At 61.7% G+C, this 15,547-nt stretch carries 9 protein-coding genes; 5 read left to right on the forward strand and 4 right to left on the reverse strand.

Going from position 1 to position 15,547, the window contains the following annotated elements:
• Positions 1-41 precede the first annotated feature (41 nt).
• The 3 genes from recC to recD are packed head-to-tail and all read left to right on the forward strand — an operon-like array spanning position 42 to position 9,224.
• Entirely contained in the window at positions 42-3,557 is a 3,516-nt protein-coding gene (gene recC, locus IEV54_RS13785; RefSeq protein ID WP_150278825.1) for an exodeoxyribonuclease V subunit gamma, read from the forward strand.
• Entirely contained in the window at positions 3,554-7,186 is a 3,633-nt protein-coding gene (gene recB / locus IEV54_RS13790) for an exodeoxyribonuclease V subunit beta (RefSeq protein WP_150278823.1), read from the forward strand. The genes recC and recB overlap by 4 nt, the downstream gene beginning before the upstream one ends.
• The gene (recD, locus tag IEV54_RS13795) at positions 7,179-9,224 is read left to right on the forward strand and encodes an exodeoxyribonuclease V subunit alpha (protein ID WP_150278822.1); all 2,046 of its coding nucleotides are present in this window, start codon (positions 7,179-7,181) and stop codon (positions 9,222-9,224) included. The genes recB and recD overlap by 8 nt, the downstream gene beginning before the upstream one ends.
• Before the next feature lie 11 nt (positions 9,225-9,235).
• Here recD and IEV54_RS13800 read toward each other — a convergent pair whose 3' ends face one another.
• From IEV54_RS13800 to ggt, 4 genes are read right to left on the reverse strand one after another with little or no spacing between them, the layout of a single operon-like run.
• Positions 9,236-9,829 carry an IMPACT family protein gene (locus IEV54_RS13800; RefSeq protein ID WP_150278821.1) on the reverse strand — a complete coding sequence of 198 codons (594 nt, stop codon included), beginning with the start codon at positions 9,827-9,829 and terminating at the stop codon, positions 9,236-9,238.
• A gap of 6 nt (positions 9,830-9,835) precedes the next feature.
• Entirely contained in the window at positions 9,836-10,507 is a 672-nt protein-coding gene (locus IEV54_RS13805) for a gamma-glutamyl-gamma-aminobutyrate hydrolase family protein (RefSeq protein WP_150278820.1), read from the reverse strand.
• Positions 10,504-11,505 (reverse strand): amidoligase family protein, encoded by a 1,002-nt coding sequence (locus IEV54_RS13810; protein WP_150278818.1) that lies wholly within the window; start codon positions 11,503-11,505, stop codon positions 10,504-10,506. The genes IEV54_RS13805 and IEV54_RS13810 overlap by 4 nt, the downstream gene beginning before the upstream one ends.
• A gap of 59 nt (positions 11,506-11,564) precedes the next feature.
• Complete coding sequence (gene ggt / locus IEV54_RS13815; protein ID WP_150278817.1) at positions 11,565-13,319, reverse strand: gamma-glutamyltransferase; 1,755 nt, start codon at positions 13,317-13,319, stop codon at positions 11,565-11,567.
• Positions 13,320-13,408: 89 nt separating this feature from the next.
• On the opposite strand from ggt, the gene IEV54_RS13820 reads away from it, so the two are divergent.
• Together IEV54_RS13820 and IEV54_RS13825 are read left to right on the forward strand one after the other, a co-directional pair.
• Positions 13,409-13,600, forward strand: a complete 192-nt coding sequence (locus IEV54_RS13820) for a hypothetical protein (RefSeq protein ID WP_150278816.1) — start codon at positions 13,409-13,411, stop codon at positions 13,598-13,600.
• Between the two features lie 276 nt (positions 13,601-13,876).
• Positions 13,877-15,538: a BCCT family transporter gene (locus tag IEV54_RS13825; RefSeq protein ID WP_150278814.1), complete on the forward strand. Its 1,662-nt coding sequence runs from the start codon at positions 13,877-13,879 to the stop codon at positions 15,536-15,538.
• The last annotated feature ends 9 nt before the right edge of the window (positions 15,539-15,547 follow it).

The following is a 15,547-nucleotide window of genomic DNA, read 5'->3' on the forward strand; positions in this document are numbered from 1 at the left end:
CTGCGCTGCACCTGTGCAGGCCGGTCAATACAGGAGTTCTGATGCAGGACAGCGCCAGTTTTGCCCCCGGCAACCTCGCCCCCGGATTCATGATTCTGCACGGTAATCGGCTGGAGACCCTGCGCCAGTTGGTGGTTGACTGGATGCGCGAGCACCCCCTGGGCCCGCTCGAGAACGAGGTGGTGCTGGTCCAGAGCAATGGCATCGGCCAATGGCTGGAAATGGCGCTGGCGGCAGATCGGGAGGAGGGTGGCTGCGGCATTGCGGCAGCCCTGGATGTGCAGCTACCTGCCCAGTTTCTCTGGCAACTCTACCGTGGCGTGCTCGGCGCCGACAGCGTGCCTGCGAGCTCGCCGCTGGACAAGCAACCGCTAACCTGGCGTCTGCTGCGTCTACTGCCGGGTCTGCTGCAGGACCCCGCCTTTGCCCCCCTCGAGCGTTTTCTCGCCGACGATGGTGACTGCCGCAAACGTTACCAACTGGCCGAGCGTCTGGCCGACCTGTTCGATCAGTATCAGGTTTACCGGGCGGACTGGTTGAATGATTGGGCCCAGGGCCACAACCGGGTCAGTCTGGCGCGCAGCGGAACCCGGCAGCTGGAGGACCATGAGCTCTGGCAGCCGGCGCTCTGGCGGGCAGTGCTGGCGGATGTGGGCAGTGAGCATGTCAGCAACAGTCGCGCCGGAGTACATCCACGGGCCCTGGACAGTTTACTGACTGCCAGCCAGCGGCCTGCCGGCCTGCCGCGGCGCGTTATTGTCTTTGGTATCTCGTCCCTGCCAGCGCAGACCCTAGAAGCCCTGGCCGCACTGGGACGCTTCAGCCAGGTGCTGCTGGCCGTTTTGAATCCCTGCCAGTTCTATTGGGGCGACATCGTTGCCGACCGGGAATTGCTTCGCCACCAGTATCGCCGCCAGAAAGCCAAGCCCGACAGCCCGCTGCACCTGGATGAAAGCACCCTGCATCAGCATGCGCATCCGCTGCTGGCCGCCTGGGGCAAGCAGGGTCGCGACTATATCAATCTGCTTGATGTGCACGACGAGCGCGTCAGCTATGAAGTCCGTTTTGCCGCGATCAACGGCGGCCGTGTCGACCTGTTCGAGGATAACGCCGGAGCCACGCTGCTCGAACAGTTGCAGCAGGATATCCTCGAGTTGCGTCCCCTGGCGGAAACCCGCAGCCAGTGGCCGCCCCTGACGCTGCAGCCAGGGACAGCTGATGCGCGACGGCCATTGGCGAGTGACACATCCATCCGTTTTCACATCGCCCACAGCCCGCAGCGGGAAGTGGAGATCCTGCACGACCAGTTACTCGATGGCTTTGCCCGCAACCATCAGTTGCGCCCCCGTGATGTCATCGTCATGGTCCCCGACGTGGACACTTACGCCCCGCACATACAGGCGGTTTTCGGCCAGTACGCTCCGGATGACCCGCGCTATATACCCTTCACCCTGGCCGATCAGAACCAACGCGGCCGCGAGCCGCTGTTGATCGCCCTGGAGCACCTGCTGCAGTTGCCGCACAGTCGGCTGCCGGTCAGCGAGGTGCTGGATCTGCTCGATGTACCCGCCGTGCGCAGCCGGTTCGGCCTGGCTGAGGCCGACCTGCCGACGCTGCAGCGGTGGATCGAGGGCGCCGGCATTCGCTGGGGCCTGGATCAGGAGCGTCTCAGCGCGCGCGGGCTGCCCGCCGGACTGGATAACAACAGTTGGCGCTTCGGGCTGCGGCGCATGCTGCTGGGTTACGCCAGCGGGGGAGGATCTGCCTGGGGCACGACCGAACCCTACGATGAAGTGGGCGGCCTGGATGCGGCGCTTATCGGTCCACTTGATCAACTGCTCAATACGCTCGATCGGCACGAACGGTCGCTTGCCGAGCCCGCGTTGCCGGCCCTTTGGGGCGAGCGTTTGCGGGCGCTGCTGGCGGATTTCTTCCTGGCTGCCAGCGAGACGGATCAGGTACTCATCGGGCAATTGCAGGAGAGTCTCGATCAATGGCTGGAGCTGTGTGACGACGTAGAGCTGAACGAGGCGCTGCCCCTGAATGTGGTGGCCGAAGCCTGGCTCGAGAGTGTCGGCCAGAGTCAGTTGAGTCAGCGGTTTCTGGCCGGCTCGGTGAACGTCTGCACCCTGATGCCGATGCGCGCGATTCCCTTTCGCCAGGTCTGCCTGCTGGGCATGAATGATGGAGATTACCCGCGCGCCCAACCGCCGCTGGATTTCGACCTGATGGCCAACGATTACCGCCCGGGGGACCGGTCCCGGCGCGAGGATGATCGCTATCTGTTGCTCGAAGCCCTGCTGTCGGCCCGCGACACCCTGTACATCAGTTGGGTCGGGCGCAGCATCCGCGACAACGGCGAACGCCCCCCGTCAGTATTGATCGGGCAGTTACGTGATCATCTTGCCGCTGGCTGGCAGGCCGCCGAACCGGATGTGGACCTCCTTGCAGCATTGTCCACAGAACATCCGTTGCAGCCGTTCAGTCGTCAGTATTTCGATGCCAGCAATCCTGCGCTGTTCAGCTATGCCGGCGATTGGCGGGCATTGCACGACAGCCCCTTGCAGGCAGTCAGTGATACGCCACTGCCGCCCGTCAACCTGACCGAGCCTATTGACCTGAATGCCCTGCAACGCTTTCTGCGTAACCCGGTAGAGCATTTCTTTGCGCGCCGCCTCAAGATCTGGTTTCGCGACGCTGACTTGCACAGCGAGGACGATGAGTCCTTCGTGCTGGACGGCCTGCAACGTTTTGAGCTCAGGCAATGGTTGTTGCAGCGCACCCTGGCCAGTGGGCCATACGCTGATTGGACTGCCGTTGTCAAGCAGGAGTCCGCGCGCCTGAGTCGGCGCGGTACCTTGCCCCTGGCCGGTTTTGGCGAGCTGGGTCGGCAGGCGCTGATCGAACCCCTGGCCGAGCAATTGACGCGCTACCGCCAGCTTGCCGAGATATGGGATCGTCCCGTGGATGAGCCGCTGGCGCTGGTGGCCAGCGCTCCGGGGATCGAGCTGCGGGACTGGCTCACCGGGTTGCGGGAATCCGGCGCGACTGATGGGCAGATGTTGCTGCAGCTGGAAACGGGACGTCTGCAGGATGGTACCGGCAAGAACAAGACCTTACGTTGGAAGCGCGTGCTGTCGGCGGTCTGCCGACATCTTTTGGCCTGTGCCAACGGGCATGCCATACAAGGGTGCCTGATCGCCGAGGATGCCAATCTGTTACTGCTGCCGGTACCCGTCGAGCAGGCTCAGGATATTCTGCAAGCCTGGCTGGCCGCCTGGTTGGCTGGCCTGCAGCAGCCCCTGCCTGCCGAACTGGAAACCGGCATGCTTTGGCTGGCCCACGGTGACGATGGCAAGACACGTGAGCACTACGAGGGCACTGACTTCAAGCCGGGCGCGATGCTTAGAAGTGTTGCCCTGCAACGCAGCTATCCGGATTACGCCAGCCTGCAGGCAGCAGGCTTTGAGACCTGGGCGCAATCCCTTTACCAGCCGCTGGCGCAGATGCTGGAAAATACATGGTTAACAGTGCAGCCAGTGGAGGTTGAGGCATGAGCAATACGCCTGTTCATAATAGCCAGATGCCTTTGGCCCTGCGCTGTCCCCTGCGTGGAAGCCGCCTGATCGAAGCCAGTGCCGGCACCGGCAAGACCTTTACCATTTCCGCGCTCTATCTGCGTCTGGTACTAGGTCGTGGCGCAGCGGCGGATTATCCGCGCGCGCTGCTACCGCCGGACATCCTGGTAGTGACCTTCACCGAGGCTGCGACCCAGGAGCTGCGTGATCGTATTCGCGCTCGTCTGGTCGATGCTGCCATGGCTTTTCGTGGCGAGCTGGACAAGCCCGACCCGATCATTGCCCAGCTTCGCGAGCAGACGCCTGCCGATCAGTGGCCCGGCTGCGCGCGCAAACTCGAAATTGCCGCCCAGTGGATGGATCAGGCCGCCGTTTCCACCATACATAGCTGGTGCCAGCGCATGCTGCGCGAGCACGCCTTTGACAGTGGTAGCCTGTTTGAACAGACCCTGGAAACCGATCAACGGGAGCTGCGCGCCCAGGTTGCCCGGGATTACTGGCGCGAACAGTGTTATCCACTGAGTGGCGCGGCACTGGACTGGGTGGCCAAGCACTGGCAAAGCCCCGGGCGTTTGTTGGGCTCGCTGCACGCCCTGCTGACTGATCAGCTGCCCCCGACTGAGGGTCAGTTGCATGCACTGATCGCCAACAGTCTTGCGCAGCGGGAACAGGATCTGGCGCAGTTGAAGGCTCCCTGGCTGCAATGGGCGGATGAGCTGGAACAGCTGCTCGAGCAGGGGGTGGAACAAAAAGAGGTCAATGGCCGCATGCTGCAGCGCCGCTATTTTGCGCCCTGGTTCGAGGCCCTGCGCGCCTGGGCCGAAGACCCACAAATGCAAACTCCAGGCCTAACAGATTCGGCCTGGGAACGCTTGAGCGAAGACGGGCTGGCGGCGGCCTGGAAGAATGGTATACCTCCCGAGCACCCGGCTCCACAGCAGGTGCCGCTGCTGCGGCAGGCATTGGCGGACCTGCCCGACCCTCACCAGGACGCCCTCAGGCACGCCGCCGCCTGGATCGCCGAGCGCTTCGAGCAGGAACAGCGGCGGCTCGCGCAGATGGGCTTTGACGATATGCTCAAACGCCTGGATGCCGCGCTGCAAGGCCCAAGTGGTCCACGTCTGGCCGAGGTCATACGCACGCAGTTTCCGGTCGCGATGATCGACGAATTTCAGGATACCGACCCGCTGCAATACCGCATTTTCGATGCGGTCTACCGGGTCGCGGAGAATGATCAGAGCACCGCGCTGCTGCTGATCGGCGATCCCAAGCAGGCAATCTACAGTTTTCGTGGTGCGGATATTCATACTTACCTGCGTGCACGGCGGGACACATCCGGGCGGCATGAAAATCTGGATACCAACTTCCGCTCCAGCCAGCCCATGGTCGATGCGGTTAATCGGGTGTTTGAACTGGCGGAAACGGGCAATGCCCAGGGCGCTTTCCGCTTTGCCCGCGGAGCGGACAATCCTCTGCCGTTTCTTCCTGTGGCGGCTAACGGTCGCAAGGAAGTCTGGCAACTGCAGGGCGCAGCAGCTCCGGCCATGACCCTCTGGCACCTGCCAGGCGAAGAGCCGCTGAAAGGGGATGACTACCGGCAGTCGATGGCTGAAATTTGTGCAACAACCATGGTGGAGTTGCTCAACGCCGGGCAACGGGGTGACGCCGGTTTTGCCCACCCCGACGGCACTTTCACCGGGGTCAAGCCCGCAGACATGGCGGTGCTGGTGCGCACGGGGCGCGAAGCCCAATGTATCCGCAGTGCCCTGGCGGCGCGTGGCGTGCGCAGTGTGTATCTCTCCGACAAGGATTCGGTATTTGCCAGTCAGGAGGCGCAGGACCTGCTGCGCTGGCTGCGCGCCTGTGCAGATCCGGGTAACGACGGCCTGTTGCGCGCCGCCCTGGCCAGCGCCAGCCTCGGGTTGAGTTGGGCAGAGCTGGAGCGCTTGAATGAAGACGAGCGTTTCTGGGAGCAGCGCGTCGATCAGTTCCACGGTTTTCGGCGGCTGTGGCTGCGTCAGGGTGTGCTGCCCATGCTGCAGCAACTGCTGCACGCATTCCAGTTACCCACCCGTCTTCTAAAGCAAAATGACGGTGAACGCCGACTGACCAACCTGCTGCATCTGGCCGAACTGTTGCAGCGCGCCGCCCGCGAGCTGGATGGCGAGCAGGCCCTGATCCGCCATTTGAGCGAATTGCTGCTCAACCCCGCAGACAGCAGCGCAGACGATCAGGTGTTGCGTCTGGAGAGCGACGCTGAACTGGTCAAGGTCGTCACCATCCACAAATCCAAGGGCCTGGAATACCCGCTGGTGTTCCTGCCCTTTATCGCCCATAGCCGCCCAGCCGACGGCAAGAAGCCGCTGTGGCTGCATGATGGCGACACGCGCCGCCTGGATCTGGCGCCGGACGACAATGCCGTGGCCCAGGCCGACGGCGAACGGCTGGGTGAAGATCTGCGTCTGCTTTACGTGGCGCTGACCCGAGCCCGACATGCCTGCTGGCTGGGGTTGGCCGACCTGAAAAGCGGCAATCGCAAATCCTCGGTCCTGCATCACAGCGCTATTGCCTGGCTGCTGACTGGCGGGGCGGTACTGCAGCAGCCAGCGCAACTCGGCGAATGGCTGAGCGCCTGGGTGCAGCCAGGGACTCTGGTTGTCGATGCCGCCCCAAAAGCAGAGGACATAGAGTATCAACCCATTGCTGTTCCACACACCGAACTGCGCGAACGGCATCCGGACCACCCGACCTTTGCCCGCTGGTGGATCGGCTCCTACAGCGCGCTGATCGGCGGCCATGAGACCGACTACTTTGCCGATGACAAGGTCGATATCTTTGCCCCCCTGCGGCCCGGCGAGACGCCAAGCATGCATCGCTTCCCGCGGGGCCCACAGCCGGGCACCTTCCTGCACGGTCTGCTCGAGCTGGCCGCGGATGACGGTTTTGCCCAGTTTGCCGATCCGGATTTATGTGCGGAGCGGGTCTACCCCCGTTGTCAGCGCCGTAACTGGGCTGAATGGGGCGGCTGCCTGAGCAACTGGATGGTCAGTCTGCTGACCTTCAAAGGCGTCGCACCGCAAAGTGAGCTGAGTCTGGCGGACCTGCAGGGGGGGCAGTACCAGAGCGAGATGCAGTTTCTTTTCGCGGCCCACGGGGTCAGTGCCCAGGCTATTGATCAACTGGTCAGCGCGCATACCCTGGGGGCTGCCGAGCGGCCGCCGCTCGGCAGCGACCGGTTGAACGGGTTGTTCAAGGGCTATATCGACCTGGTATTCGAGCACCAGGGCCGCTATTGGGTGCTGGACTACAAATCCAACTGGTTGGGCGCGGATGCCAGCGCCTACAGCGAGCAGGCGATGGGCAAGGCGATTCTGGAACATCGCTATGATCTGCAATACGTTTTCTACGTGCTGGCGCTGCACCGACAGTTGCGCGCGCGCCTGCCCGACTATGACTATGACCAGCACATGGGCGGCGCCGCCTACTGGTTCATCCGCGGCATCGACGCCGACAGCGGCGGCCTCTGGCATACCCGCCCCCCACGCGAATTGATCGAAACCCTGGATCGGCTGTTTGCCGGTCAGGCCCGGGAGGTGGCGCATGTCTGAACAACTGGATCTGCTGGGCGCGCAGCCCACCACACATGCCTATCTCGACAGTAGTGCAGCCTTGTTGGGCCTGCTCGATGATTGGCAGCAACATGGCTGGTTGCGGGCGCTGGATCGTGCACTGGCCGGTTTTCTGGTGGAGCAGGCGCCTGACTGCAGTGCGCCGGTCTTGCTCGCAGCGGCCCTGGTCAGCCATCAGCTGGGCCACGGTCATGTGTGCCTGGATCTGGGAGCCACCCTCGCTGAACCGGATTTTGCCCTGTCCCTGCCACCGGATAATGCCGAGGACAGCAATGTGCTTCTGCCCTCGCAATTGCTGCGCGGCTATAACCTCGAATACTGGTGTGCTGCCCTGAGTGCCAGCGACGTGGTGGACAGCCAGGCGCCCGATCAGGGCACGCGCCCGCTGGTACTCGTGGGCCAGCGCCTGTATCTGCGCCGCTACTGGCAGTACGAGCAGCAGGTAGTGACTGATGTGCACCGCCGCCTGAACGCACCGCTGGATGTGCAGGCCGACTTTCCAGAGCGTTTGCAGGGGCTTTTTGCCGACAGTAAACAGCACCCGGACTGGCAGGAGCTGGCCTGCGCGCTGGCCGCCCGGGGCCGCTTCAGCATCATTACCGGTGGCCCGGGTACCGGCAAGACCACGACCGTTGTGCGCCTGCTGGCGTTACTGCAGACGCCGGCAGTGGCTGCCGGCAAACCGCTGCGTATTCGTCTGGCGGCACCAACCGGCAAGGCGGCGGCACGCTTGACCGAATCCATTGGCAGGCAGGTGGGCAGTCTCCCGGTGGATGATGTGGTCAAAGGGGCAATTCCCAGCGAGGTAGGGACGCTGCATCGGTTGCTTGGCAGCTTGCCGCACAGCCGGCACTTCCGCCATCACCGGGATAATCCGCTGGCGCTGGACGTGCTGGTGATCGACGAAGCCTCAATGATCGACCTGGAAATGATGGCGTGCGTGCTGGCTGCCTTGCCGCCTTCGGCGCGGTTGATCCTGCTAGGTGACAAGGACCAGTTGGCCTCGGTGGAAGCCGGGGCTGTGCTGGGTGACCTGTGTCGGGGCGCTGACCAGGGTCACTACAGTGAGCAGACGCTGGCATGGCTGGAACGGGTCAGTGGTCAGACGCTGACCTCGGCTGGCCTGCACCCTGGCAGCGAGGCCACTCATCCGCTGGAGCAGCAGACGGCGATGCTGCGGTACTCGCACCGCTTCGGCGGCGACAGCGGTATCGGTGAGCTGGCGCGTGCGGTCAATCGCTGTGCTGCCGGGGATGCCCGTCGTCTGTTGCAGTCGGGCAGCTTTGCCGATATTCATCAGCGTAGCCTGAGCAAGCCGGCTGATCCGGCCTTTGCTGCCTGTGTGCTGGGCACCGACGCATTGCCGGGTTATCAGCGTTATCTGCAAGTACTGGGTGATACTCGTCCACCCGCGGGCACGCCAGCCGACAGTGATACCTGGCAGCAATGGGCGCGGCAGGTGCTGACGACCTTCGATCAGTTCCAGCTGCTCTGCGCGGTGCGCCGGGGGGACTGGGGCGTGGAAGCGGTGAATCAGCGGGTTGCCAGCCTGCTGCGTCATCGAGGGTTGCTGGGTAGCGATCAGGGTTGGTATGAAGGCAGACCCGTGCTGGTAACCCGTAATGATTACGCCCTGGGCTTGATGAATGGGGACATCGGGATTGCCCTGCGTGTTGCCGAGCCTGCTCTGCAGCCAGGCGCGCCAGAGCGGGAGGCGCTCAGGGTAGCTTTTGCGCGCAACGATGGCAGTGGGGGCATCCGCTTTGTCTTGCCCAGTCGGTTGCCCGAGGTGGAAACGGTCTTTGCGATGACGGTGCATAAATCCCAGGGCTCGGAGTTTACCCATGCAGCACTGGTGCTGCCGCCATCGCGTAACCCGGTGCTGACGAAGGAGCTGGTCTACACCGCCATAACCCGCGCCAGTAAACACTTTACCCTGCTGGAAAGCCGGGACGGCGTATTCGAAGAGGCAGTGCGCACGCCGGTGCGGCGTATCAGTGGGCTGGCGCTGGGCTGAGCGGGAGCAGGCTAGCCCAGATCCATGTCGGTCCAGGACAAGGCTCCGCGGCTGGCGGTTTGCAACTGCTGCAGAAAGTCCTCGGCGGCCGTTGTTGTCAGTTGAATCTCAAGTTGCACGCTGTTGCTGTGCTGTACCTCAAGCAGTTCGCCACCCAGCTGTTCCAACAACCGCCGAGCCTGGCTTTCCTGGGCGAAGGGTAGCTGGCAACGTAATCGCCGCTGGCTGACCAGCTCTATCCGTTCAGCCTGTTGCAGGGCCTGTGCGATGGCGTCGGTGTAGGCGCGCACCAGTCCACCCGCGCCCAGCTTGGTGCCGCCGAAATAACGCACAACGGTCGCCAGCACGCCGTCGAGTTCCTGGTGCCGGAGAACCTCCAGCATCGGTCGCCCGGCGGTGCCGGAGGGTTCGCCATCATCCACTGCGGCGCTGTGTCCGCCCGCCAGCAGCGCCCAGCACACATGTGCGGCGTCTGGGTGCTCGGCGCGCAACCGGGCCACCCGTTCCTGCGCAGCGGGGCGATCAGCAATTGGCTCCACACAGCCGATAAAGCGGCTCTTGCGAATCTCCAGGGTGCAGGTGACGGCTTGGGCGAGGCTGTACATCGGGATTTACAAGCGTTCCCGGGCTGCCTGGATCAGGGCACCAAACAGGCGCCGTTGCCGGCCGTTGAAAAGCAGAAACTCCGGATGCCACTGCACGCCAATCAGAAACGCCCGGCCCGGATCCTCCACGGCCTGAACAATGCCGTCCAGGTCGCGTGCGCTGACCAGCAGGTCGGTGCCCACCCGGTCGATGGCCTGATTGTGCAGGCTATTGATCCTGCAGCGTTCGGTCCTGAGCAGATTGGCCAGATAACTGCCTGATTCTGGCAATAGCGTCTTTAGGGGCAACAGTGTGCGTCGGTTGGAAGTCAGTTGGCGTTTGGATTTGAGGTCCTGAAACAGGTTGCCGCCACGTCGGGCGTTGAGTAGCTGGGCGCCCCGGCAGATGCCCAGCAGGGGCAATCCGCGGATGAGTGCGTCGTCAATGACGGCCGATTCGAGAGTGTCCCGTTCGGGATCATATTTGGGATGCACTTCCGGCTCTTCGGCATAGAGCACCGGGTCTATGTCGTGCCCGCCCGTCACTACGACCGCGTCATAACGCAGCTCTGTTATATCTTCCCCGGGGCGGACCTGCAAAGGAGTAGCGCCATACCAGCGCACCGCGCAGGACACCATGAAACGCGGTCCGAAGGCGCCGCGGCGGGGGCCAGTGATGGCAATGACCGGTTTGCTCATGCGTCCTTGCTCAACCACTTCTGTTCTACTTCATCCTCCCAGTTATGCAGCAGCCGGCCCACACCCCTGTCCAGGTAAACACCATATGCCTTGCAGCAAGCTTCCAGACGTTCCTCATCGGCAGCCAGACGCTCTACTTCTACCCAGTCATTCCAGGCTACGTGTACGCCCCAGCCAGGCTGATCGATAAGGCAATCAGGCAGGCGGTAGTGAAAGGTCGGACGGGATTTGATGCGCTCGTCGCCCACTTTGGCCAGTACCCGATCCTCGTCGATATGCTTGAACAGCGGCAGCATGTCCAGGGCCCGGTTGCGGGTCGGATTGGCTTCCATATAGTCGTCTATCAACTGATCCATGTCGGGCCAGTAGTCGGCTTTCACCAGTTTTTTTACATAGGCGCCCGGGAAGGGATCGACATAACTGGTCAGGCGCCGGGTCACGTTGATATCGGCGCGGGTATTCAACCAGTCGAACAGACATAGAAAAGCCTTGAGATAGGCGGTGATGCACTTGGCCTCGCACGCAGGCACTTCGGGGTTGAACTGCATGCCGAAGGCGTTGGTGACACGGTCGCCGGTACCCTTGGCTCCCGCCTTGCGCAGATGGGCGATCAGGCGATCGACCTCAGGCAGCCGGTCCATGGGCAAGGGCGGACTGACCAGCTCGTGGGGCACCAGACCGTCGGCAAACCACTTGATCACGTCCTCTGCGCCGCTCATGATTTCGTCGCCCAGGTCACTGGCGACGCGGTGTTCACGGCCCATCTTTTTCAATAATGTGAAGTCCAGCTCCACAATCCACTCGCCGGCCGGATCGCCACTCAGGGAGCGTTCATAGCGGCTGGTCTTTTTGACTTCACAGTTGAGGAAATCTGCAGCCAGCTGGGCTATCTCATCCAGCTCGAGGCCGTTCATTTCCAGTTCAATGCCCACACGGCGCATGGCGCCTTCGGTGGTGTTCTGCCAGGGCGGCAGTGCAAAAGCATCAGTGTTCGACATGCCTGCCTCCGTTGAAATCAGGTTGTGTAGCTTATCACGGCTATCCGCGATCCCGCGGTTCAGTCCCCGCGTGCAACGCCGTCCAGGCGTGGGTCAGCGCCGCCACGCCAACCTCCGTCTGTGCGCTCGATACCGTGCAGCCCACTGGTCATCGGTACCACGCTGACGTTGTGTCCCAATGTCTCAAGCGCTGGAGCCAGGGCTTCGAGGCCTGTGCCCGCCTCAAGTTCCAGACCCAGCCCGCGGTCGAGTGCGTTGGGCAGGGCTATGGCATCTTGGACGTCAAGATTCCAGTCCAGCACGCCGATCAGAGTTTTGACCACATAGCCGATGATCCGACTGCCGCCCCGTGAGCCGATGATCAGACGGGGTTGGCCCGCGGAATCAAAAACCATGGTCGGTGCCATGGAACTGCGCGGGCGCTTGCCGCCTGCCACGGCATTGGGGTGGGGTATGCCCGCGATTTCCGGACTGAAGCTGAAATCGGTCAACTGATTATTCAATACAAATCCCTGGCTAAGCATGCGACTGCCGAACGGCGCCTCGTTCGAGCTGGTCAGGGCCAGCAGGTTGCCGTCTGCATCCACCAGGCTGAAATGGGAGGTGCCCTGTTCATCTGCCTCGGGGGTAAATTCGATGTTTTCGATTTCCGTGCGTGTACCCGGCTCCCCCGGATGCACCTCGGTAAGGGCCCGTTCAGTGCGAATCAGACCCGCGCGTTCGTGCAAGTAGTCAGGGTCGAGCAGGGGCCCCATCGGAACGTTGACGTAGGCGGGATCGCCGATATGGTGATTGCGATCGGCGAAGGCCAGACGGCTGCTCTCGGCTATCAGATGCAGTGCTTCGACGCTGTCCGGTTCAAGGGAGCCCATGTCGAAATGCTCCAGCATGCCGAGAATTTGTAACACCGTAATGCCGCCGGACGAAGACGGCGGGGCGCCACACACCGTCCATTGGCGGTAGGGGCGGCACACGGCCTCTCGATTGATTGCCTGATAGCCGGCCAGATCCTGCGCGGTCATATCGGTAGCACCCCAGCGTGCATCTTCCAGCCGGTCAAGAAGGCCCTCTGCAACAGGGCCCTGATAGAAGGCCTGAGGCCCCTCCTGAGCGATTGACCGCAAGGTCTCTGCCAGCTCTGGATTGCGAAGTGTCGGTGTTTCGCTTTCTGCCTGGCGCCGAAAATAGGCCCGGGTATCGGCAAACAGGCGCAACGACAGGTCCTGCTGGATCTGCCGCTGGAGCCTTTGGGGCATTGGCAAGCCCCGTTCAGCCAAGTTGATAGCCGGTACGAACAGTTCGTTCCAGGGCAGGCGCCCATGCTCGCTATGGGCCTTGGCAAGCATTGCTATCAGGCCGGGTACCCCGACAGACGATCCGCTGGGAATGGCTAGCGCCAGGGGCATGTCGATACCCAGGACCTGAAAGCGGTCGGGCTGTGCTGCAGCGGGTGCGGTTTCCCGGCCGTCGTACACGCGGGTTTGCCCTGTTTTGTCATCGTGCAGCAGCAGATACCCGCCGCCGCCTATGCCGGTTTCTGGTGCCTCGATAAAGGCCAGGACCATCTGTACGGCAATGGCCGCATCAACTGCGTGCCCACCCTGGCGCAGCATCTGCAAGCCCGCTTCAACTGCCGCAGGGTGAGCTGCTGCGACCATCATGTTCGTGGCCTGACGATCTGCCAAGGGTTGTTCTGTTCTTGAACTGGTAGCCGGGTCAGTGCCGCTGCAGGCGGCAAGCCCGCCGATCAGCGTTGTGATGAAGGCGGGAATCAAGATGCAGCGCAGAGCGCCGGAGAATGCTTGGTGGGTCATGCCGGAAAGCTTAGACCTTACTCCGTCCAGCGTCTAATTCGCGATCTTTGGTGTAGAATTCGTCAATCAATTACAGATCAGGAAACATTATGACCAATCTTGCTGAATTTCGCGCTGCAGAGCGCAAATTGGCTCAACAACTGGCCCAACTCGAGACCATGAAGCAGGATGCCGGATTGCAGGCGGAAATGGCCTTCAATGAGGAGCTGCGCACCCTGATGGACAGCTATGACTACTCGCCAGCCAAAGTTCTGGCTATCCTGCGATCCGCGCCGGAGTGAGCTCAGTCATTTCTCTCGATCTTGATATAACCCGAAAATATAAGGTCGAGAACGGCTCCCTTTGGCAATCTGATTTCCCTATTGTTCCTCCAATGTCTATCATATGCGTCAATTGATGGAAAAATTTCATCAAATGGCTGTTGATCGGCAATGCTGTTGCCGGTGTTCTGTCACCTAAATCTGAGTTACCTGGCTGGCTGGACATTGAGTTTTATTGCGCCCCTTTTGTGCAATGCCTCGTGAGTAGCCCTGACACCAAATCAGGAGTGTTTTCCGATGGAAAAAGATCCCCTCAAAGATCTGAATGACAAGCCGGTAGTGGAAACCGTGCAAGCAATTCCCGCGCCCTCGGGCGAGTCCACCCTTATTGATACCGACTATGTTATCGGCCAGGACAACATCAAGGGCCAGTTTTCCTTTGCCCTGGATATCCACGGCAAGGTTTTCAGCATTTCGGCAATAACCATTCTGCTTTTCGTATTTCTGACCCTGGCTTTGCAGAATGATGTGGCTCCGCTTTTCGGCGCCTTGCGCGGTTGGCTGACGGCCAATCTGGCCTGGTTCTTCCTTGGTGCTGCCAACATATTTGTGGTGTTGTGTCTGGCCTTGATTGTTTCGCCGTTGGGCAAGGTACGCCTGGGGGGGATGGACGCGAAGCCTGACTACTCCTATCTGGGCTGGTTCGCGATGCTGTTCGCCGCCGGCATGGGTATCGGCCTGATGTTCTACGGTGTATCCGAGCCGATGTCGCATTTTTCCGCGGCGCTGGGTGGTACCGCCTCAGAAGCTGGCGCGCGGACTGACTGGGCACCGCTGGGCGCCGCGGCCGGCGATGTCGAGGCAGCCACCAGGCTGGGTATGGCGTCTACTATCTTTCACTGGGGCCTGCACCCATGGGCGATCTACGCCGTTGTTGCGCTGGCATTGGCGTTGTTTTCCTTTAACAAGGGTCTGCCGCTGAGTATTCGCTCTATTTTCTACCCGATTCTGGGCGAGCGCGTGTGGGGCTGGCCGGGACATGTAATTGATATTCTTGCGGTTTTTGCAACGCTGTTCGGTCTGGCGACCTCGTTGGGTCTGGGCGCTGAGCAGGCTGCCGGGGGTATCGATTACCTCTTCGGCATTACCGCGAACAACACCAGCAAGGTGTTGCTGATTGTCGGCATTACCGGTATTGCGCTGTTGTCTGTACTGGCTGGTCTGGACAAGGGCGTCAAGCGTCTGTCCGAGCTTAACCTGGGTCTGGCAATACTGCTGTTGGGCTTCATCATCGTCGTCGGGCCGACTCTGGCGATCCTTACCGGTTTCTTCGAGAACCTGGGTGCCTATCTGCAATACCTGCCAGCGCTGTCAAACCCGATCGGCCGTGAGGATGCCAACTTCAGCCAGGGTTGGACTGCCTTCTACTGGGCCTGGTGGATCAGCTGGTCGCCCTTCGTCGGTATGTTTATCGCACGCGTAAGCCGTGGCCGTACCGTTCGTGAATTCCTTATCGCGGTCCTGCTGGTGCCTTCCCTGGTGTCGGTCCTGTGGATGACAGCCCTGGGCGGCACTGCCATTGACCAGTTGGCCAATGGCTTCACCGGTGTGCAGGACGCGGCTCTGGAAATCCAGTTGTTCACCATGCTCGGGCAGTTGCCACTGGCATCCATCACCTCGTTTATCGGCATCATATTGGTGATTGTGTTCTTTGTGACTTCCTCGGACTCGGGTTCACTGGTTATCGATACCATCACCGCGGGCGGCAAGGTCAACGCTCCTGTGCCCCAGCGCGTGTTCTGGGTATGCATCGAGGGCGTAATCGCGATTGCGCTGTTGCTGGGTGGTGGCCTGGTAGCGCTGCAGGCAATGGCAGTGTCTACCGGCTTCCCCTTCACCATCGTGCTGTTGGTGGGCTGCATATCTATCGTCAAGGGACTGATGTCCGAACCGCGCTAGAATCAGCGC

Source organism: Halopseudomonas salina (genome assembly GCF_014637955.1).
GTDB lineage: Bacteria > Pseudomonadota > Gammaproteobacteria > Pseudomonadales > Pseudomonadaceae > Halopseudomonas > Halopseudomonas salina.